The organism is Fundidesulfovibrio sp. YSD1, assembly GCF_055397115.1.
In genome coordinates, this window is the sequence record NZ_AP043666.1 from 3,339,289 (window position 1) to 3,357,561 (window position 18,273).

At 69.0% G+C, this 18,273-nt stretch carries 17 protein-coding genes; 11 read left to right on the plus strand and 6 right to left on the minus strand.

Annotation, left to right across the window (positions count from 1 at the left end):
* Positions 1 to 182: 182 nt before the first annotated feature.
* From gcvPB to gcvH, 3 genes are read right to left on the minus strand one after another with little or no spacing between them, the layout of a single operon-like run.
* A complete protein-coding gene (gene gcvPB, locus ACZ5V4_RS15525) occupies positions 183 to 1,628 on the minus strand; it encodes an aminomethyl-transferring glycine dehydrogenase subunit GcvPB (RefSeq protein WP_464315779.1) in 1,446 nt (481 codons plus the stop codon).
* Complete coding sequence (gcvPA, locus tag ACZ5V4_RS15530) at positions 1,625 to 2,956, minus strand: aminomethyl-transferring glycine dehydrogenase subunit GcvPA (protein WP_464315780.1); 1,332 nt, start codon at positions 2,954 to 2,956, stop codon at positions 1,625 to 1,627. Before gcvPA ends, gcvPB begins: the two co-directional genes overlap by 4 nt.
* 14 nt (positions 2,957 to 2,970) lie before the next feature.
* The gene (gene gcvH / locus ACZ5V4_RS15535; protein WP_464315781.1) at positions 2,971 to 3,348 is read right to left on the minus strand and encodes a glycine cleavage system protein GcvH; all 378 of its coding nucleotides are present in this window, start codon (positions 3,346 to 3,348) and stop codon (positions 2,971 to 2,973) included.
* 151 nt (positions 3,349 to 3,499) lie between these two features.
* Between gcvH and ACZ5V4_RS15540 the strand changes: the two genes are divergently transcribed.
* From ACZ5V4_RS15540 to folE2, 3 genes are read left to right on the plus strand one after another with little or no spacing between them, the layout of a single operon-like run.
* A complete protein-coding gene (locus ACZ5V4_RS15540) occupies positions 3,500 to 4,204 on the plus strand; it encodes a class I SAM-dependent methyltransferase (protein WP_464315782.1) in 705 nt (234 codons plus the stop codon).
* A gap of 15 nt (positions 4,205 to 4,219) precedes the next feature.
* Positions 4,220 to 4,639, plus strand: coding sequence for a nickel-responsive transcriptional regulator NikR (gene nikR, locus ACZ5V4_RS15545; protein WP_464315783.1), 420 nt, complete (start codon positions 4,220 to 4,222; stop codon positions 4,637 to 4,639).
* A 24-nt stretch (positions 4,640 to 4,663) separates the two neighbouring features.
* A complete protein-coding gene (folE2, locus tag ACZ5V4_RS15550; RefSeq protein ID WP_464315784.1) occupies positions 4,664 to 5,437 on the plus strand; it encodes a GTP cyclohydrolase FolE2 in 774 nt (257 codons plus the stop codon).
* Here folE2 and ACZ5V4_RS15555 read toward each other — a convergent pair.
* On the minus strand, positions 5,434 to 5,988 hold the full coding sequence (locus ACZ5V4_RS15555) for a hypothetical protein (protein WP_464315785.1): 555 nt from the start codon (positions 5,986 to 5,988) through the stop codon (positions 5,434 to 5,436). The two genes, folE2 and ACZ5V4_RS15555, sit on opposite strands and share 4 nt — an antisense overlap.
* Positions 5,989 to 6,039: 51 nt before the next feature.
* On the opposite strand from ACZ5V4_RS15555, the gene ACZ5V4_RS15560 reads away from it, so the two are divergent.
* The 8 genes from ACZ5V4_RS15560 (at position 6,040) to ACZ5V4_RS15595 (ending at position 14,935) form a co-directional block, all read left to right on the plus strand.
* On the plus strand, positions 6,040 to 6,591 hold the full coding sequence (locus tag ACZ5V4_RS15560; RefSeq protein ID WP_464315786.1) for a nucleoside deaminase: 552 nt from the start codon (positions 6,040 to 6,042) through the stop codon (positions 6,589 to 6,591).
* Positions 6,592 to 6,657: 66 nt separating this feature from the next.
* Positions 6,658 to 7,041: a flagellar basal body rod C-terminal domain-containing protein gene (locus ACZ5V4_RS15565; protein ID WP_464315787.1), complete on the plus strand. Its 384-nt coding sequence runs from the start codon at positions 6,658 to 6,660 to the stop codon at positions 7,039 to 7,041.
* A 131-nt stretch (positions 7,042 to 7,172) separates the two neighbouring features.
* Entirely contained in the window at positions 7,173 to 8,183 is a 1,011-nt protein-coding gene (locus ACZ5V4_RS15570; protein WP_464315788.1) for a sigma-54 interaction domain-containing protein, read from the plus strand.
* Between the two features lie 52 nt (positions 8,184 to 8,235).
* Positions 8,236 to 11,601 carry a tetratricopeptide repeat protein gene (locus tag ACZ5V4_RS15575; protein ID WP_464315789.1) on the plus strand — a complete coding sequence of 1,122 codons (3,366 nt, stop codon included), beginning with the start codon at positions 8,236 to 8,238 and terminating at the stop codon, positions 11,599 to 11,601.
* Between the two features lie 85 nt (positions 11,602 to 11,686).
* Positions 11,687 to 12,493, plus strand: coding sequence for an AmmeMemoRadiSam system protein B (gene amrB, locus ACZ5V4_RS15580; protein WP_464315790.1), 807 nt, complete (start codon positions 11,687 to 11,689; stop codon positions 12,491 to 12,493).
* Positions 12,494 to 12,617: 124 nt separating this feature from the next.
* Positions 12,618 to 13,292 carry a TVP38/TMEM64 family protein gene (locus ACZ5V4_RS15585; RefSeq protein ID WP_464315791.1) on the plus strand — a complete coding sequence of 225 codons (675 nt, stop codon included), beginning with the start codon at positions 12,618 to 12,620 and terminating at the stop codon, positions 13,290 to 13,292.
* A 64-nt stretch (positions 13,293 to 13,356) separates the two neighbouring features.
* On the plus strand, positions 13,357 to 13,986 hold the full coding sequence (locus ACZ5V4_RS15590; RefSeq protein ID WP_464315792.1) for a hypothetical protein: 630 nt from the start codon (positions 13,357 to 13,359) through the stop codon (positions 13,984 to 13,986).
* 22 nt (positions 13,987 to 14,008) lie between these two features.
* Positions 14,009 to 14,935, plus strand: coding sequence for a hypothetical protein (locus ACZ5V4_RS15595; protein WP_464315793.1), 927 nt, complete (start codon positions 14,009 to 14,011; stop codon positions 14,933 to 14,935).
* Positions 14,936 to 15,019: 84 nt separating this feature from the next.
* Here the strand turns inward: ACZ5V4_RS15595 and ACZ5V4_RS15600 are convergent, their stop codons facing one another.
* A complete protein-coding gene (locus ACZ5V4_RS15600; protein ID WP_464315794.1) occupies positions 15,020 to 15,766 on the minus strand; it encodes an SDR family NAD(P)-dependent oxidoreductase in 747 nt (248 codons plus the stop codon).
* A 239-nt stretch (positions 15,767 to 16,005) separates the two neighbouring features.
* Positions 16,006 to 18,246, minus strand: coding sequence for a polyribonucleotide nucleotidyltransferase (pnp, locus tag ACZ5V4_RS15605; RefSeq protein ID WP_464315795.1), 2,241 nt, complete (start codon positions 18,244 to 18,246; stop codon positions 16,006 to 16,008).
* Positions 18,247 to 18,273: the final 27 nt, after the last annotated feature.

Below are 18,273 nucleotides of genomic sequence, written 5' to 3' on the forward strand. Positions count from 1 at the left end.
TTCTGTAGTAGTTAGGGGAATGGGATGTAAGCCGTCAGGGATTGGTAGATTGGAGCATACGCGAAGGCAAGGGAAAACATGGCCCGGGCTTGCAAGACAGGATCACTGCGGCCCGGGCAAAAGAAACGGGCCGCCCGGGATGTGTCTCCGGGCGGCCCGCGTTTTCGCTTCTTCCGGCGAGCCTAGAGGTCGTCGGTGATGTGCATGTTGCGCGCTGCCGCCGTCTCGTCCAGGCGCGTGACCGGCAGGGTGACCGGCGCGGCCTGCACCGCGGCCGGGTCGGACTCGGCCAGGGCCAGGATCTCGCGCAGGTCGGCCACGAACTGGTCGAGCGTGTCCAGCGACTCGGTCTCGGTGGGCTCGAACATCAGGCATTCCTTGACGATGAGCGGGAAGTAGACCGTGGGCGCGTGGTAGCCCTTGTCCAGGAGCGCCTTGGCGATGTCCAGGGCGCGCACGCCCTTTTCGGACTGCTTCTCGGCCGAGGCCACGAACTCGTGCATGCAGATGCGGTCGTAGGGCACCTGGAGCACGTCGTCGAGCTTCTTGCGCAGGTAGTTGGCGGCCAGCACCGCGTTCTCGCTGACCTTGACGAGCCCTTCGCGGCCCAGGCGCAGCATGTAGGCGTAGGCCTTCAGCACCACGCCGAAGTTGCCGTAGAACGGGGCCACGTAGCCGATGGACTTGGGGTAGTCGTAGCGCAGGTGGAAGCGGCCGGAGGGGTCCTTCACCACGCGCGAGATGGGCAGGTAGGGCACGAGCCTCGCGCTCACGCCCACGGGGCCGGAGCCGGGGCCGCCGCCGCCGTGCGGGGTGGCGAAGGTCTTGTGCAGGTTCACGTGCACCACGTCGAAGCCCGCGTCGCCCACGCGCATCTTGCCCATGATGGCGTTCAGGTTCGCGCCGTCGTAGTAGAGCAGGGCGTCCACCTTGCGCAGCATCTCGACGATCCTGGGCAGGTTCTTCTCGAACAGGCCCAGGGTGTTGGGGCAGGTCATCATCATGCCCGCCACCTCGTCGTCCAGGACCTCGGCCAGGGCGTCGGGGTCCACGATGCCGTCCTTGGAGGCCACGGAGACCACCTCGTAGCCCGCGATGGCCGCGGAGGCCGGGTTGGTGCCGTGGGCCGAGTCCGGGCAGATGATCTTGGTCTTCTTGTTGCCCTTGTCCGCGTGGTAGGCGGCCATGATCAAGACGCCCGTGAGCTCGCCGTGCGCCCCGGCCATGGGGTGCAGGGTGAACTCGGACATGCCCGTGATCTCGCACAGCCAGCGCTCGGACTCGTACATCACCTCGAGCGCGCCCTGGGTCATCTCGTCGCCGCGCGGCAGCTGGGGCAGCAGGGGGTGCAGGCGCGAGAACCCGGGCAGCGCGGCCACGTCCTCGCAGAACTTGGGGTTGTACTTCATGGTGCACGACCCCAGCGGGTAGAAGTTGGAGTCCACCCCGAAGTTCTTGCGCGAAAGCAGGCTGAAGTGGCGCACCACGTCGAGCTCGGAGAGCGAGGGCAGGTTGGCCTGGGGGCCGCGCAGCAGGTCTGCGGGCAGCAGCTCGGACAGGTCGTGCCCGGGCGCGTCGGGCCAGACGCCCTCGCGGCCCAGGGCGGATTTCTTGAACACGGTGCTCATATCTCGTCCTCCAGCCAGGCGGCCAGGATGTCGATGTCGCGGCGGGAGTTCTTCTCGGTGCAGCACACCAGCAGGGCGTTCTCCAGCCCAGGGTAGTAGCGCCCGAGCGGGAAGCCCGGCACGAAGCCCCTGCCGATCATGGCCAGGCAGACGTCCTGGGCCGAGCGCGGCAGGGTGACGGCGAACTCGTTGCCGAAGGGGGCCGCGCCGAGCATTTCCACGCCCTTGATGCGCGTGAGCTTGTGCGCGGCGTAGCGGGCGTTCTCCATGGAGGCGCGCGCCGTGCGCTTGAGGCCCTCCTCGCCCAGCAGGCACAGGTGCACCAGGCAGCGCAGGGCGCACAGGGCCTGGTTGGAGCAGATGTTCGAGGTGGCCTTCTGGCGGCGGATGTGCTGCTCGCGGGCCTGGAGCGTGAGCACGTAGCCCTCGCGGCCCTTCGTGTCCGTGGTGCGGCCCACGATGCGTCCGGGCATCTGGCGCACCAGGGCCTTGGTGCAGGTCATGATGCCCAGGTACGGCCCGCCGAAGCTGAGGGGCAGGCCCAGGCTCTGGCCCTCGGCCACGGCCACGTCCGCGCCCATCTCGCCCGGGGTCTTGAGCACGCTGGCCAGCACCGGGTAGGCGCTGGCGATGGACACCGCGCCCACGGCCTTGGCCGCGGCGAAGAGCGCCGAGGCGTCCTCCACGCAGCCGAAGAAGTTGGGGTTCTGCACCACCACGCAGGCGGTCTTGTCGTCCAGGGCCTGGCGCATGGCCTCGAAGTCGGTGGCGCCCCCGGCGTGGGGCACGGTGACGAGGTCGAGCTTCAGGTTCTTGGTGTAGGTGCCGAGCAGGATGCGGTAGATGGGGCTCACCGTCTCGGAGACCACCACCCTCACGCGCCTGGTGTGGCGCACGGCCATCATCACGGCCTCGTAGATGGCGGTGCCGCCGTCGTAGACCGAGGCGTTGGAGCACTCCATGCCGAGCAGGCGCGAAACGGCCGTCTGGTATTCGAAGATGGCCTGGAGCGTGCCCTGGCTGGCCTCGGGCTGGTAGGGCGTGTAGGCAGTGTAGAATTCGCCCCGGCTGGTCAGGGCGTCCACGGCCGAGGGCACGTAGTGGTCGTAGAAGCCGGCGCCGAGGAAGCTCACGAGGTTGGTGGAGTTGCGCGAGGAGAGGTCCTCGATGCGCGCGCGGGTGGCCATCTCCGACATGCCCGGGGGCAGGTCGAAACTTTTGGGGCGCAGGGTCTGGGGGATTTCGGCGAAAAGCTCCTCCACGGAAGAGACGCCGATGGCCTCCAGCATGGCCCGCGTGTCCGCCGTGGTGTGGGGAACGTAGGGCATGGGGTTCTCCTCGCCTAGTGGCAGGACACGGCGGTCTGTTCGTAGGCCGAGGCGTCCAGCAGGCCCTTGGGCTCCTCGGAGAGCTTCACCTTGATCATCCAGCCGCCCGCGAAGGGCTCCTGGTTCACGAGCTCCGGGGCGGACTCCAGCGCGACGTTGACCTCAACCACCTCGCCGGTGACCGGGGAGTACAGCTCGCTGGCGGCCTTCACGGACTCGATGGAGCCGAACTCCGAGCCCTGGGTCACCTGGGCCCCCACGGCGGGCAGGTCCACGAAGGTGATGTCGCCGAGCTGCTCCTGGGCGAAGGAGGTGATGCCCACGGTGGCGGTGTCGCCCTCGACGCGGGCCCATTCGTGGGAGGGGGTGTACTTGAGGTCGGTGGGGAACATGTATGTCTCCTTCTTGGTGAACATGCGGGTGAGCGAAAACCCGCCGACTTTATCCTCGGGAAGCTGCCGGGGCAAGGCTTTCCTTGCGTGGGCGGTATTGCGCTGCCCGCCTGCTTGCGGTTATGGGGGGCGTCTTCGGAGGATACGTTTCATGAACAACGACGCGGCCGCCAGGCCCGCCAGATCGAAGCTCCCGGACTACACCGAGGGGCCCCGCCAGCAGCTGGCCGTGAACGAGAACGGCCGTACCTGGCTTCTGAACCGCACCCACGACCTGGAAACCATCTGGGAGAACATGAGCCGCGAGGAACTCGGCGAGGACGAGCGCATGCCCTACTGGGCCGAGCTCTGGCCCGCCAGCCTGCTCCTTTGCCGCTGGCTGGAGCGCAACCGCGAGGCCCTGGCCGGAAAGCGCTGCCTGGACGTGGGCTGCGGGCTCGGGCTCACGGGCATCGTGGGCAGCTGGCTCGGGGCCAGGGTGGTGGGCATGGACCATCAGTGGCCCGCCGTGTATTTCTCCCGGGAGAACGCCGGGCTGAACGCCGTGGAGCAGCCCATGTGGGTCCAGATGGACTGGTGCGCCCCGGCCTTCAAGCCGCGCTCCTTCGACTTCATGTGGGGCGGGGACATCGTCTACGAGACGCGCTTCTACCACCCGCTGACGAGATTGTTTAAGGAGTATCTGGCCCCGGGCGGCAGGATCTGGCTGGCCGAGCCCCGCCGCAGCGTGTCGCGCCCCGTGTGGGAGCGCCTGGCCGGGGACGGCTTCGAGGTGCGCAAGCTCTTCACGGAGCCCGTGCCCGTGGAAGGCTGGCACGTGACGGTGAACCTCTGGGAGATGACCCTCCCCGCCTAAAGTCTAGGAGGCTTCATGGGCAAGACCATCCGTTTCGGCGTGTCGCTCAACTCGGACCTGCTGGAGAAGTTCGACGACCTCTGCCTGGACAAGAGCTACCCCAACCGCTCCGAGGCCATCCGCGACCTGATCCGGGGCGTCCTGGTGGAGAAGGAGCAGGAACTGGGCGAGGCCGAGATCGCGGCCGTGCTCACCCTGGTCTACGACCATCATTTTTCCGACCTGTCCCAGCGCCTGGTGGAAATACAGCACGACGAGCACGACGTGATCCTGACCACCGTGCACGTGCACCTGGACCACCACAACTGTCTGGAAGTGCTTATCCTGAAGGGTGCGGGCGACGCCATCAAGCGCCTCTCCGACAGGCTCATCTCCACCAAGGGCGTCAAGCACGGCAAGCTCACGCTGACCACCACCGGCCAGGGCCTCGTCTGACGCTGCCTCCCTCAAGCGAGCGAAATGAAAGACATCCAAGCATCCCCTTCCGACGTGTCCATCGCCATCGACCGCGTGGGCATCAAATCCATCCGCCTGCCGCTCACCGTGCGCGACCGCGAGCGCGGCCGCCAGCACACCGTGGCCGAGGTGGACCTGGCCGTGGACCTGCCCGCCCAGTTCAAGGGCACGCACATGTCGCGCTTCGTGGAGGCCCTGGAGAGCTGGAACGGCGAGCTCGACTACCACGGCTTCCGCGACCTGGTGGCGGGCGTGCGCGAACGATTGGACGCGCGAAACGCCCACGTGGCCGTGCGCTTCCCCTATTTCGTGCGCCGCACCTCCCCGGCCAGCGGGGCGGCCTCCAACATGGACTACGCCTGCACCGTGCAGGGCGACCTGACGGGCGAGAAGTTCCGCATCACCCTGGGCGTCGAGGTGCCGGTGATGACCGTGTGCCCGTGCTCGCTGGCCATCAGCGACCAGGGCGCGCACAGCCAGCGCACCATGGTGCGCGCGCGCTGCCGGTTCAAGGGCTTCCTCTGGCTGGAGGAGCTGATCGAGATGGCCGAGCGGGCCGGGTCCTCGCCGGTGTATGCGCTGCTCAAACGCGAGGACGAGAAGTTCGTCACCGAGGCGGCCTTCGCCAACCCCTGCTTCGTGGAGGACGTGGTGCGCGGCATGGCCAAGTCCCTGGAGGACCACCCGCGCGTGACGTGGTACTCCGTGGAGGCCGAGAGCTTCGAGTCCATCCACAACCACTGCGCGTTCGCGGGCATCGAGCGGGAGAAGTCCTAGCGCGTGCGCACGCTGGCCATCATGGCGAAGAAGGAGTGGCGGTTGGCCTCGAAGAGCTCCTTGGCGGTCTTGTCGTCGTCGCCCACGGCCATGGACATCACCTGGATGAGCCTGCCTCCGGCCGGGATGAACAGGTGGTTCACGAACTGCACGCGGACCTTGTCCCCGGACTTGAGCAGGCGCGCGTAGAGCGTGTCGTACCCCATGAGCGTGGTGGTGCCGCCGCGCGAGCACAGGGGTTTCAGCCCCTTGAGCTCGTTTTCGATGTACTCCTTCACGTTCTCGCAGGAGACGAAGGCGTTGCGCGTGAAAAGAATGTCCTGCCTGGGCGCGCTGATGCAGATCACGAAGCGCAGGTCCGGGCCCCGGGAGGCCTCCACGGCGAACAGGCAGCCGGGCTCGGTCTTCTCTTCCACGTTCCAGCCGTGCGAGGGGTTGAAGCGTATCCCCGCCTGGGCGTTCTCGTAGGTCCTGTACGGGGGCGGCTCGGGGGAGCAGGACCAGAGGGCCAGGCAGGCGAGGAGAATAAACGGGAGGGCATGCGCGGGCATGGCCCTTCATAGACGGGAAGCCCGCTCCCAGGCAACCCGCAGGAGACAACGATGGACATTTGCCTCCGGCTCCCGGGCTGGATCGACGAGATCGCCAAGCCCGGGGCCGTGTGCGAGGGCGACGAGGCCAAGATGGAGATCGCCGTGGCCCTGGCCCGGCGCAACGTGGAGGAGGGCGGCGGCCCCTTCGGCGCGCTCGTCCTGCACAGGCCCACGGGGCGCGTGGTGGCGGGCGGCGTGAACATGGTCCTGGCCGCCAACCTGAGCGCCTTCCACGGCGAGATGACGGCCATCGCCGCGGCCCAGACCCGCCTCGGCAGCTACACCCTGGATGTAAACGGCGGGCACGAACTCTTCACCTCCAGCGAACCCTGCGCCATGTGCCTGGGCGGCATCCTCTGGTCCGGCGTGAAAAGGGTGGTCTTCGGGGCCTCCTGCGAGAGCGCCCGGGCCATCGGCTTCGACGAGGGGCCGGTGTTCCCCGAGACCTGGCAGTACCTGCGTGACGCGGGCATCGAGGTCGCGGGCGGAGTGCTCGCCGGGAGAAGCCGCGAAGTGCTCGATCTCTACGTCCGGCGGGGCGGGGTGATCTACAACCCGTGAGTCTTCGCGCGCGGGTTGACAAACCCGGCCCGCGCGCACACAGTTCATGGAAGAAAGAGGCGAGCCATGATCGACCGCATCGACATGAACATGCAGGCCCTGGGGGTGCTGGCCCACGCCGTGAACGACACGGCGCGCAACCTGGCCAACGTCTCCACGGACGGCTACCAGCCGGTCCGGACGGTCATCGATTCCGGCCCGGCCTACATCAACGCGGTCACAGAGCACACCTACGTCTTCGGCCAGACCTCGCAGCAGATTCCCTACGAGATAGCCAACGACCAGAAGACCCAGGAACGCGCCTGGCAGTACCCCTACATGGGCGGCAACGTGGAGATCGCCCACGAGATGGCCGGGCTCATGACGTACGAGCGGGCCTTCCAGGCCAATGCCCAGGCCATCCGGACCATCGAGCAGACCAGCGGCTCGGTGATGAACCTCTTCGCCTGAACGCCCCGGCAACGGGTCCCGCGCCCCGCACCCGCCTGCGAGGCGAGTGTTTCATTTTCGCTCTCCCCCTTGACTTCGCGTCATTTCATTGACACCGTGTCCTCCATGCGCTCATGCGTTGCGGAGGGAGCATGGATTTGAACACCTCGGGCATCATCGGCAAGAGCCCCGCGCTGGCGAGCGTCTTTTCCGTCCTTTCCAAGGTGGCCCCCACCGACTCCACGGTGCTGGTCACCGGGGAATCCGGCACGGGCAAGGAGCTCTTGGTGCGGGCGCTGCACTTCAACAGCCGCAGGCGCGACAAGCCCTTTGTGCCCGTGAACTGCGGGGCCATCCCGCGCGAGCTTTTGGAGTCGGAGCTGTTCGGCCACGAGAAGGGCGCGTTCACCCACGCCATCCGCAACCGCGCGGGCCGCTTCGAGCTGGCCGACGGCGGCACCATCTTCCTGGACGAGATCGGCGAGATGGACCTCTCGCTCCAGGTGAAGATCCTGCGCGTGCTCCAGGAGAAGGAGTTCGAGCGCGTGGGCGGCACGCGCACCCTCAAGGTGGACGTGCGCGTGGTGGCCGCCACCAACCGCGACCTGGAGGCCGAGGTGGCCGCCGGGCGCTTCCGCGAGGACCTCTTCTACCGCCTGAACGTCATCCCCCTGCACCTGCCGCCCCTGCGCGAGCGCGGCGACGACGTGACGCTTTTGGCGGGTTCGTTCCTGGAGCGCTTCTGCGGTCAGAAGGAGCGCGCGCCGCTCTCAATCGGCCCCAGGACCCGCGAGATGTTCCTGCGCTACTGCTGGCCCGGCAACGTGCGCGAGCTCGAGAACCTCATGGAGCGGCTCTCCATCCTCTGCGAGCACGACGAGATACTGCCCGAGGACCTGCCCAGGAAGATCTGGGACGCGGTGGGCCAGGCCCCGCCGCTGCCCGAGCCCCAACCGGCGCGCCCGGCCGGGTTCGCCTGGCCCGTGGTCAAGGATCTGCGCGACCGCTCCCAGGGCCTCAAGGAGTTCCTGGACGAGATCGAGGAGCGCCTGCTCACCGAGGCCCTGGAGATGGCCGGCGGGGTGAAGAACCAGGCCGCCGAGATCCTGGGCATCAAACGGACCACGCTCATCGAGAAGCTCAAGAAAAAGAACATGCTCTGATGCCGGGGCCCGAGCCGTGTGGCCTAGCACGATTCTTGCTTCTTTAGCCGCCGTGAAGGCGCGCCCTCCCGCCGGGCTTGTCCGGCTCCTTTGCCTGTGCATCCTGCTCGCGTTCCCGGCCCTGGCCGGGGCGCAGACCTATTCCCTGGCCCCCGGGCCCTCCGCCGATGTTTTGACCATCACCCTGCCCGGGAAGGCTTCCCCTCCGGTCCTGCGCACCGGGGCCAGGCGCGTGGAGGTGCTCTTCCCCGAGGGAATGAGGCCGCGCGCGGCCCAGGGGGCCAAGGGCTCCGGGGCGCTGGTGGCCGGGCTCTCCACGGCGGACAACGTGCTGGTGGTCGAGACGCGCGGCGACGACTTCGGGTTCGTGGCCTCGCCCAAGGGCGCGCAGCTCCAGGTGCAGTTCTTCAAAGACCCCATGGGCTCGCGCTGGAAGCCGCCCGCGCAGCCGGGCCAGCCGGAGGCCCCAGCCGCGCCGGAAGCGCCCGCCGCAGCGGCCCAGGCCGCACCGGCCGCACCGGTCGCTCAGGCCGCCCCCGCCCAGGAAGCGCCCGCCCCGTCCTTCCAGCCCGCATCCGAGGTCAAGGCGAGCATTGCAGGTCCCGCTCCAGCCGCCCCGGCTCCCGCCGGACAGGCGCAGCCCGCCGCCCCCCAGGCCGCGCCGCAGGCCCAGGCCCCGGTTCCCCCGGTGGCGGACGCCCCCCCCGCCCCGGCCGGGCCAGGCCAGCCCCCGTCCCCCGGGGCCTTCCGCGAGGCAAGCCCCGCCGCCCGGCCCCAGCCTGCCGCGTCCGGCCCGGTTTCTGGCGCGGTTTCCGGCCAGATGCCGCAGCAACCGGCCCCGCAGGCTCCGGTTCAGGCCCCTGTGCAGCCCCCGGTCCAGCCCCAGGCCGTTCAGCCGGGCGCGCCCGTTTCCGGCCAGCCCGCGCAGCCAGCGGCTCCGGTTCCGCAGATTCCGGCCCCGGCCCAAGCCCCGGCGGTACCGCCGCAATCCTCCCCGCAGGCTCCGCCCGCCGAAACACCGCAGCCGTCCCCGGCGACGCCCCCGGCCGACGCCCCGGGCACGGTCCGGGGCGCGATCTCCTTCGGCCCGGCCCAGCAGCAGCCCACCCCGGAGCAGCCCGCCCAGCAGCAATCCGCACCGGCGGCCGAGCCCGCCAGGCCGGAAACCGGCGTGGTCAAGAGCTCCATCGACGCCTCCCCGGCCGGGCAGAAGCCCGCCGAGGCCGCGCCCGTTCAGGCTCCCGCACCCCAGGCCGCCCAGGGCGAGGCCCCGCAACCGGTCCAGCAACCGGCCCAGCCGCCCGGCAAGACCGACGAGGCCGCCCTGCGCGCGGTCACCCCCGGCCAGCCCCCGGCGGCCCCGGGCGAGGCTCCGGCCGCGCCCGCACAGCCCGACGAGCCGGGCAAGGAGCAGGCCTCGGGCGAGAAGCAGGGCGACGCCATCGAGGACTCCACGTTCCTCATCTCCGGCGAGCAGGCCTTCGCCAAGGAGGACTACGCCAAGGCCCTGAGCATCGCCGACACCCTTCTTCAGAAGCCGAACCTCTCCAAGGAGCTGCGCGAGGGCGCGCTGTACCTGCGGGCCGAGTCGATGTTCAACCTGAACAAGGCCGACCTGGCCGGGAAGTTCGTCGAGACGGGCGACGCCCTCCAGGAGGCGCTCAACTTCAACACCACCTCCATGCGCCTGCCCCGCGCGCTCATCAAGCTGGGCTACCTGAACCTCAAACAGGGCAACATCCCCGAGGCCAGGGCCTATTTCAACCTCCTGGCCAGGAAGTACCCCCTGGACGAGGAGGTGCCCTTGATCGACGTCTACTGGGGCGACCACTTCATGGAGCAGGCCAAGCGCGGCGACGCCGACGCCAACCACGAGAAGGCCGCGCAGTCCTACCGCGCGGTGCTCTCCAAGTACCCCGAGAGCCGCTTCGCCCGCGACGCCGCCCTGGGGCTCTCGCGCGCGCAGTTGGAGCTCCGCCAGTACCAGGAGGCGGCCAAGATCATCGACTACATCGACAAGCGCTGGCCGCGCTACTACATCGAGAACCCGGTGATGCGCAGGGTGGGGGCCGACGTGGCCTACAAGCTGGGCGATTTCGAGAAGGCCAGGGAGGACTACCTCTGGTTCTACAACCTCGTGCCCAAGGACCCGGCCAACGACCTCGTGCTCTCGCGCCTGGGCGACGTGAACCTGAAGCTCGGCAAGCGCGAGGCGGCCCGCGAGTTCTACGACATGGCCATCCGCCTGTACCCCGGCCAGCAGGGCGCGCTCATGTCCATGATGCGCCTGGCCGAGCAGGGCATCCACGACGCCCCGACCATGCAGGAGATGTTCAAGGCCTTCGCCGACCCCAACGACATCCGCCCGGACAGGATCTACGAGATCATCTCCAACGAGTTCCCCAAGAGCCCGCTCGCGCCCCTGGCGCTTCTCAAGCTGGCCATGTGGAGGCTCTACAAGGAGCAGTATCCCGAAACCCTCGACCTGGTGAGCCGCTTCGTCAAGAACTACCCCGGCGACGAGCTGGAGAAGCAGGCCGTTGAGGTCGGGGTGCAGGCCTTCGGCAAGATGATCGGCGGGCTCCTCTCCGAGATGAACTACAAGCGCATCCTGGAGCTCTGGCGCGCCTACCCCTTCCTGGCCAGCCGGGCGGACCTGCTGCCGGACATGGAGCGCCTGGGCGTGGCCCTGGCCCTGTACTACCAGTCCGCGCCCAAGGAGGCCCTGGCCATGGCCGCGCCCTACCTGGACAAGGGCCCCACGCCCGAGGCCCAGAAGGCCCTGGCGCTCATGCTGACCATCTACCGCGAGAACCAGGACTGGCAGGCCGTGCTGGACACGCTGAACAAGGTCTCCTCCTGGAGGCTGGCCGAGGGCCCGCGCCGCGCCCTGGAGTTCGCCCAGGCCATGGCCCTGGAGCACTCCGGGCAGCAGGCCAAGGCGCGGCTGCTCTGGGCCAGGCTGGCCTCCGACCAGGAGCTCGACCCGGCCAAGCGCGCCTACGCCGTCTACTACCAGGCGCGCACCGCCTACGACCGCAAGGACTACGAGCGCGCCCTGAACTGGGCGCTCGATTCGCGCATCCTCTTCAAGGAGGCGGCCAAGGACGACGGCAAGGCCCGCGACGCCCTGCTCCTGATGATCGAATCCAACCAGGCCGCCGGGCGCTACCGCGAGGCCCTGGCCCAGTGCGCCGAGTACGAGGCCGAGGCCCCCAAGGACAGCGCGGAGTGGGGGGCCAACCGCCTGCGCATGGCCAAGCTGAACAGGCTCCTGGGCAACGAGGCCGAATGGCGCAGGATCCTGACCGAGATGCGCGACACCATGGGCACGACGATCCACGGCAAGCTCGCGGCCTCGGAATTGGCCGGGCGCGGCATCGAGGAGCGCGCCGGACGCCTGGCCGGGCCTCCCTGATTATTACGCCCGGACTTGCCTCGCGGCGAGAAATGGGGTTACGTTCCTGGAACGCTCCATTCCCCCAACCACGGAGGGCCGCCGCATGATCCGCCAACCTGTCGTCGCCGGGCAGTTCTACCCCGGCAGCGCCGACGCCCTGGAAAGGGAAGTGAAGTCCTTCCTGGCCAGCGCGCCCGCCGCGCGCGCCGAACCGACCATCCTGGCCATGGTCCCGCACGCGGGGTACGTCTATTCCGGCGAAGTGGCCGGAATCACCCTGGGCCAGGCCAACCTCGCCCCCACCGTGATACTGCTCGGCCCCAACCACACGGGCATGGGCAGGCCCCTGGCGGCCTGGAGCCGGGGCGCGTGGCGCACGCCGCTGGGCGACATCCCCGTGGCCGAAGGCCTGGCGGAGCGCCTGCTGGCGGCGGAGCCCAAGATCGAGGCGGACCAGGCCGCGCACGAGCAGGAGCACTCCCTGGAGGTCGTGGTGCCCTTCCTGCAAGCCAAGGGGGAATTCTCCATCCTGCCCATCGCCGTGGCCGAGCACAGGCTTTCCGTGCTGGCCTCCGTGGCCAGGTCCGTGGCCCTGGCGGCCCGGTCCCTGGAGTCGCCCGTGTCGCTGGTGGTCAGTTCGGACATGAGCCACTACGTCTCGCACCAGCAGGCCAAGGAGCTCGACTCCATGGCCCTGGGGGCCGTGCTCCAGCTCGATCCCCCGGGGCTCTACGCCGTGGTCCGGGAGATGGGCATCAGCATGTGCGGCGTGCTGCCCATGGCGCTGGGGCTGATGATCGCCATCGAGCTGGGCGCGAAAAAGGCCGAGCTGGCGGCCTACGCCACCTCGGGGGACGTGTCCGGCGATTACGAGCGCGTGGTGGGCTACGCCGGGGTGATCGTGAGTTGACCGGCCGGGAGCGCGGCCGAGGCGGCGCGAAAACGTAACGGTTGATGGGCTAATGATCCTGGGGTAGCTGAAGCGGCCGGGACCGCCTGCGCCGGGCGCCCGGACACCATCCACCGGACGACGCATGAAATCAAAGCTGGCCTGGGGCCTCGTTTTCGCGGCCCTGGCGGCCCTGTTCGCCCTCTGGGCCTTCAGGGCGGACGAAATCCTCCTGTTGGCCAAGCACTGGGCGGGCCGCTACAGGGACGTGGTGGCGGGGAACCCGCTCCAGTACTGGCTGGCGATCCTGGCCGCCGGGACCGTGGCCATCAACTGCCCCGTGCCCGTGGCCGCGCTCATCAAGGTGCTCTCGGGCTTTCTTTTCGGCCTGGGCTGGGGCGTGGCGCTCAACGTGGCCATCTCCATGACCGGCGGCCTGGCCGGGTTCATGGCCGCCCGGCACCTCTTTCACCGCGCGCTCTACGCGCGCTTCAGCCACGCCCTGGCCAGGGCCAACCTGGAAATCGCCCGCAACGGCTTCTGGTATGTGCTCTCGGCCAGGCTCCTCATGGCGACGCCGTTCTTCCTCGTGAACGTGCTGGCCGGGCTCTCCTGCATCCGCAAACGCAAGTTCCTGCTGGGCACGCTTCTCGGCGTCCTGCCCAGTTCCGTGATCTACGCCCTGGCCGGGAAGCAGTTCGAATCCATCTCCTCGCCCTCGGATTTCGCCAGCCCGGAAATGGCCCTGGCCCTGGGCCTGCTCGCCGTGGCGGCGGTGCTCCCCCCGCTTCTCAAGCGGCGAAAGCGGCCCCGGCCCTAGCCACAAGCCCCCGGGTGTGGTATGCGGTCGCCAAGGTCCCGCAACCACCCACCCGGAGGCAACCATGCGCCTGCTGCTGAGAGGATTGGCCGCCCTGGCCGTGCTGTTCGTCGTTTCCACCGTGGCCCAGGCCCAGTTCGGCTTCATCCAGAAGGGAATCGACGCCACCAAGGGCGGCAAGTCCGGCGCGAGCAACGTGGCCGACGAGAAGACCGGGGGCAAGGGCTTCGCCACGGCCCAGAATTTCACCAACGCCGAGAGGGGCTTCTCCTATACTCTCCCGGCGGGCTGGAGGCTCGAGAGCGGGCAGCCCACGGGCAACAGCCCCGTGTTCATGAAGCCCGGGACCACCTGGAGCTTCCAGTACCACTACACCGCCATGGCCCCGGACTTCCCGAGCCCGGCCTCGGTGGCGGCCTCGCTCAAGCAGGCCCAGCAGGAAGTCAAGACCGGCAAGTACTCCGAGGCCAAGCGCCGCGACCAGGGCGACCCCAAGAAGAAGTGCGGCGTCATCGGCTGGGAGGTGACGGAGACGGCCAGCGGAGGGGGCGGCTCCCACCAGCGGATGATCTGGCAGTGCTATGACGGTCAGAAGCATTATTACAATTTCATGGTGGCTGCCCACCCGGATCAGTTCGAGCAGGCGAGATCGGAGTTGCGCGCGATCCTTGATTTGATTAGGTTCTGTCAATAGAACAATCGAACAAGGAGTAGTCATGGGCCGCAACAAGCGTTACGCGTGTCCTGTCGTTGTCCGCGAGGCCCTGCCCGCGCTGGCGGTCCTGGCCTTGTGCGCCCTGCTCGCCGCCTGTTCCGCCGCGCCGCCGGGCGTTGGCCACGCCAAGCGCGCCCTGGACCCGGCCGGGTTCCCCCAGGCGGCCGCAGGCCAGGGCTGGGAGGCGGCCCTGGTGCGCACCACCGAAGGCCCCGCCGGGGTGGACTATTCCACCACCACGCTTTTGCCCGTGCTGCTGGTGTTCAAAAAAACCGGGCCGGGCCAGCCCCAGGTGATCCTGGAGGACGTGCGCGGCCTGGGCGAGGCCGCCGAGTTCCTGGCCTACACACCCGAGGAGGCCATGCCCCTGGCCGCCACCAGGACACTTTCGCGCAAGGCCGCGAACACGGCCAAGGGCGCGGCCGTGGGGGCGGGCGTGGGCGCGGCCCTCGGGGCCGGGGCGGGTGTGGCGGCCGTCCTGCTCACCGGCAGGCAGGACTTGGGCTACGCCTGGGTGGGGGCCGCAGGGGGCGGAGCGGCCGGGGCGCTCGCTGGTGCCGCCCTGAGCGAATCGGGATTCTCCAAGGCCGAACTGGAGACCATCCGCGCGGACCTCGCGGCCAACGCCTGGAACGAGGACCCCATAACCCCGGGCACCACGCGAAGCGGCTACCTGCTCCTGCCCGCAGGGCAGGGAATAAAGTCGGTGCGCCTGCTGGTGCGCACTGACGAGGCCGCGCAGGCGGTCACCCTGCCCATCGCCTCGGGCGGGGACTACGCCGCGCCCGGCGGGCCCGGACGCCCGGCGCGGGCCGCCATGGCCCCGGAGCCCCCCAGGCTCTCGACGCCCCCGGCTCAGGCCGCCCCGGTCCAGGGAGGCAGCCCAGCCGGCCGGGAGGAGCAGGCCCCCGAGACCATCGACATTTGACAGGCGGTAGCCAGAGCGAAACAAACGCCCCTTGCGGAGTTCTTCCGCAAGGGGCGTCTTCGTTGGCCTGAAACCGGTCCGGGGCTACTGGTCGCGCACGTCGATGGTCCTGCCGGAGAGCCCGGCCCAGTCGCCCATGAGCAGGCGCAAAAGGCCCATGGCCGAGACCTCGGGCATGATCAGCTTGCCGCGCTCCATCCAGGGCCTGTAGAGCGCGCGCAGGGATTCGCCCCCGCCGCCCACGGCGTTGCGCGCCTGCTCCTGCATGCGCGTGTCCACGAGCCCCGGCCGGTAGACGAAGCTGGTGAGCCAGGGGGCCTCGTTGGCCAGCTGCCTGCACAGGTGCTCCTCGGCGGCCTTGGCCGCGCAGTAGAGCCCGATGCCGCGCTGCACGATCCCGGCGGCTCCCGAGCCCACCAGCACGGCCAGGCCGCGCCCTTGGGGCGCGAGCTCCGGCACGCAGTGGCGGGCCAGCTGCCACGCGCCCTTGACGTTGGAATCGAATATCTCGTCGAAGTCCGCCTCGTGGTGCTCCCAGACCAGGGGGCCGGGGCGCAGGACCGAGGCGCAGTGCACGAACCCGACGAAGTCGCCCAGGTTGCGCGCGGCCTTGAGAAGCGAGCGCGCCACGGACGTGTGCGAGACGTCCCCGGGCACGGCCACGGCCTGAGCGCCCACCATGTCGCAGGCGTGCCAGGCCTGCTCCAGGGGTTCCAGGCCGCGCGCGTTGAGCACGAGCTTCGCGCCCAGCACGGCCAGGGCCTCGGCCAGGGCGCGGCCTACGCCCATCGACGCCCCGGAGATGATGAGGGTCTTGTCCTTGAGAAGCATCCAGGCACTCCTTGCGGATCGGGATGAAGGCGGCTCGAGCCATGCCGTGGCGATCCGGCGCAGGCTACAGTATTGACGCAATATTACAAGCGCGTGACGGCGCTTTCCAGGACGAGCGGCCTGGGGGCGCGCCGCATGGCGGGACGCGGGAAGGGCCCCGCTTCGAATACTTCGCGTCTCCGTCAAAAAGAGAGGGGGCCGAAGCCCCCTCTCGATTTCAAGCGTCGCGCTTTCGCAGGCTAGTCCCTGCGGCGTCCGCCGCGGTCGCCGCCGCGTCCGCCACGGTCGCCGCCGCGCCTGTCGCCGCCGGGGCGGTCGCCGCGCGGGCGGGAGGAGGGGGCCGCGAAGTCGTTGAGATCAATGGTCTCGCCCTGCTCCTCGAGCAGCACGGCCTTGCGCGACAGGCGCACGCGGCCGTTGGGCTCAACGGCGATGACCTTCACTTCCAGGTCCTGGCCCATGGCCACGACGTCGGTGACGTTCTCGACGCGGGCGATGTCCAGCTGGGAGACGTGCACCAGGCCTTCGAGCCCGGGCAGGATCTCCACGATGGCGCCGCAGTCGATGATCTTCTTGACCTTGCCCGCGTAGTTGCGGCCCACGTCGGCCTTCTGGTCGTAGAAGAGCACCATCTCCTTGGCGCGCTCCATGGCCTCCTGGGTGGGGGCGAAGATGGAGATCTTGCCGGAGTCGTCGATGTCGATGGAGGCGCCGGTGGAGCCGGTGATGGCCTTGATGGTCTTGCCTCCGGGTCCGATCACCTCGCGGATCTTCTCGGGGTTGATCTCCACCACGGTGAGCTGCGGCGCGTAGGGCGAGAGCTCGGTGCGCGGGGCGGAGAGGGTGTCGTTCATCTTGCCCAGGATGTGCATCCTGGCCTCGCGGGCCTGCTCCAGGGCCTTGCGCATCACTTCCTGGGGGATGCCGGTGATCTTGATGTCCATCTGGATGCCGGTGACGCCCTCGGCGGTGCCGGCGACCTTGAAGTCCATGTCGCCCATGGCGTCCTCGTCGCCGAGGATGTCGGTGAGCACGATGTAGTCGTCATCTTCCTTGATCAGGCCCATGGCCACGCCGGCCACGGGGGCCTTGATGGGCACGCCCGCGTCCATCAGCGCCAGGGAGCCGCCGCACACGGTGGCCATGGAGGAGGAGCCGTTGGACTCCATCACCTCGGAGATGATGCGCAGGGTGAAGGGGAACTCGCCCGCCGCCGGGAGCACCGGGGCGATGGAGCGCTCGGCCAGCGCGCCGTGGCCGATCTCGCGGCGCGAGGGGCCGCGCAGGGGCTTCACCTCGCCCACGCAGTAGGGCGGGAAGTTGTAGTGCAGCATGAAGCGCTTGGAGGACTCGCCCGCCAGCGTCTCGATGCGCTGTTCGTCGCCGGTGGAGCCCAGGGTGGCCACGCACAGGGCCTTGGTCTCGCCGCGGGCGAACAGGCAGGAGCCGTGGGTGCGCTGCAGCATGGAGACCTCGATCTCGATGGGGCGCACGGTCCTGGTGTCGCGGCCGTCGATGCGCACGCCGGTTTCCTTGATGCGGGAGCGCATGAACTTCTTCTCCATGCCCTCGAGCATCTCGGCGGCCTTGCCCACCAGGGAGCCTTCCTCGGGATGGGCGGCCTTCACGGCTTCCACCACCTTGGACTTCAGGGCCTTGCGGGCGGCGCGGCGCTCCATCTTCTCGCGGATGGAAAGGGCCTGGGACAGCTCGGCCTCCACGGTCTTCTCCACCAGGGCCTTGAGCTCGGCGTTCTCAACCGGGGCGGTGAAGACCTGCTTGGCCTTGCCGGCCTTCTCGCGCAGCTCCTCCTGGAGGTCGATGAGCGGCATCACCTGCTTGTGGCCCCACTCCAGGGCCTCGGCGATGAGCTCCTCGGAGACGAAGTTGCCTCCGCCCTCCACCATGACCACGGCGTCGCGGCTGGCGGCGAAGAAGATGTTCAGGTCGGTCTGGTCGGCGGTGACCTGGTAGGGCGGGTTGAGCACGAACTGGCCGTCCATGTAGCCCACGCGCCCGGCGGCGATGGGGCCCAGGAAGGGCACGCTGGAAATGTGCAGGGCGGCGGAGGCGCCGTTGACCGCGAGCACGTCGGGGTCGTTGTAGCCGTCGGCGGAGAGCACGGTGGCGATGATCTGCACCTCGTCGCGGTAGCCCTTGGGGAACAGCGGGCGGTGCGGGCGGTCGATCAGGCGGGCCACGGTGACCTCGCGCTCGGAGGGGCGGCCCACCTCGCGGCGGAAGTAGGAGCCGGGGATGCGGCCCGCGGCGTAGAGCTTTTCCTGGTATTCGACGGTCAGGGGGAAGAAGCCCTTGTCGAATTCGAGCGTCTGGGAGCAGACGGTGACGAGCACCACGGTGCCGCCGCACTGCATCCACACCGAGCCGTCGGCCTGGTTGGCCATGCGGCCGGTTTCCATGATGATGGGATTTTGTCCGATGGTGCGTTCAAGCCTGATGGCTTTGTCGAGAAGACCCATGAGTTGACCTCTTTGTTGTGGTTTTCG

Excerpts from the sequence above, each read along its gene's own strand:
- pnp (WP_464315795.1), bottom strand. The coding sequence starts at position 18,246 with ATGGGTCTTCTCGACAAAGCCATCAGGCTTGAACGCACCATCGGACAA.
- ACZ5V4_RS15555 (WP_464315785.1), bottom strand. The coding sequence starts at position 5,988 with ATGCCCGCGCATGCCCTCCCGTTTATTCTCCTCGCCTGCCTGGCCCTC.
- ACZ5V4_RS15570 (WP_464315788.1), top strand. The coding sequence starts at position 7,173 with ATGGATTTGAACACCTCGGGCATCATCGGCAAGAGCCCCGCGCTGGCG.
- folE2 (WP_464315784.1), top strand. The coding sequence starts at position 4,664 with ATGAAAGACATCCAAGCATCCCCTTCCGACGTGTCCATCGCCATCGAC.
- ACZ5V4_RS15565 (WP_464315787.1), top strand. The coding sequence starts at position 6,658 with ATGATCGACCGCATCGACATGAACATGCAGGCCCTGGGGGTGCTGGCC.
- gcvH (WP_464315781.1), bottom strand. The coding sequence starts at position 3,348 with ATGTTCCCCACCGACCTCAAGTACACCCCCTCCCACGAATGGGCCCGC.
- gcvPA (WP_464315780.1), bottom strand. The coding sequence starts at position 2,956 with ATGCCCTACGTTCCCCACACCACGGCGGACACGCGGGCCATGCTGGAG.
- ACZ5V4_RS15600 (WP_464315794.1), bottom strand. The coding sequence starts at position 15,766 with ATGCTTCTCAAGGACAAGACCCTCATCATCTCCGGGGCGTCGATGGGC.
- ACZ5V4_RS15590 (WP_464315792.1), top strand. The coding sequence starts at position 13,357 with ATGCGCCTGCTGCTGAGAGGATTGGCCGCCCTGGCCGTGCTGTTCGTC.
- ACZ5V4_RS15595 (WP_464315793.1), top strand. The coding sequence starts at position 14,009 with ATGGGCCGCAACAAGCGTTACGCGTGTCCTGTCGTTGTCCGCGAGGCC.
- ACZ5V4_RS15560 (WP_464315786.1), top strand. The coding sequence starts at position 6,040 with ATGGACATTTGCCTCCGGCTCCCGGGCTGGATCGACGAGATCGCCAAG.
- nikR (WP_464315783.1), top strand. The coding sequence starts at position 4,220 with ATGGGCAAGACCATCCGTTTCGGCGTGTCGCTCAACTCGGACCTGCTG.
- gcvPB (WP_464315779.1), bottom strand. The coding sequence starts at position 1,628 with ATGAGCACCGTGTTCAAGAAATCCGCCCTGGGCCGCGAGGGCGTCTGG.
- amrB (WP_464315790.1), top strand. The coding sequence starts at position 11,687 with ATGATCCGCCAACCTGTCGTCGCCGGGCAGTTCTACCCCGGCAGCGCC.
- ACZ5V4_RS15585 (WP_464315791.1), top strand. The coding sequence starts at position 12,618 with ATGAAATCAAAGCTGGCCTGGGGCCTCGTTTTCGCGGCCCTGGCGGCC.
- ACZ5V4_RS15540 (WP_464315782.1), top strand. The coding sequence starts at position 3,500 with ATGAACAACGACGCGGCCGCCAGGCCCGCCAGATCGAAGCTCCCGGAC.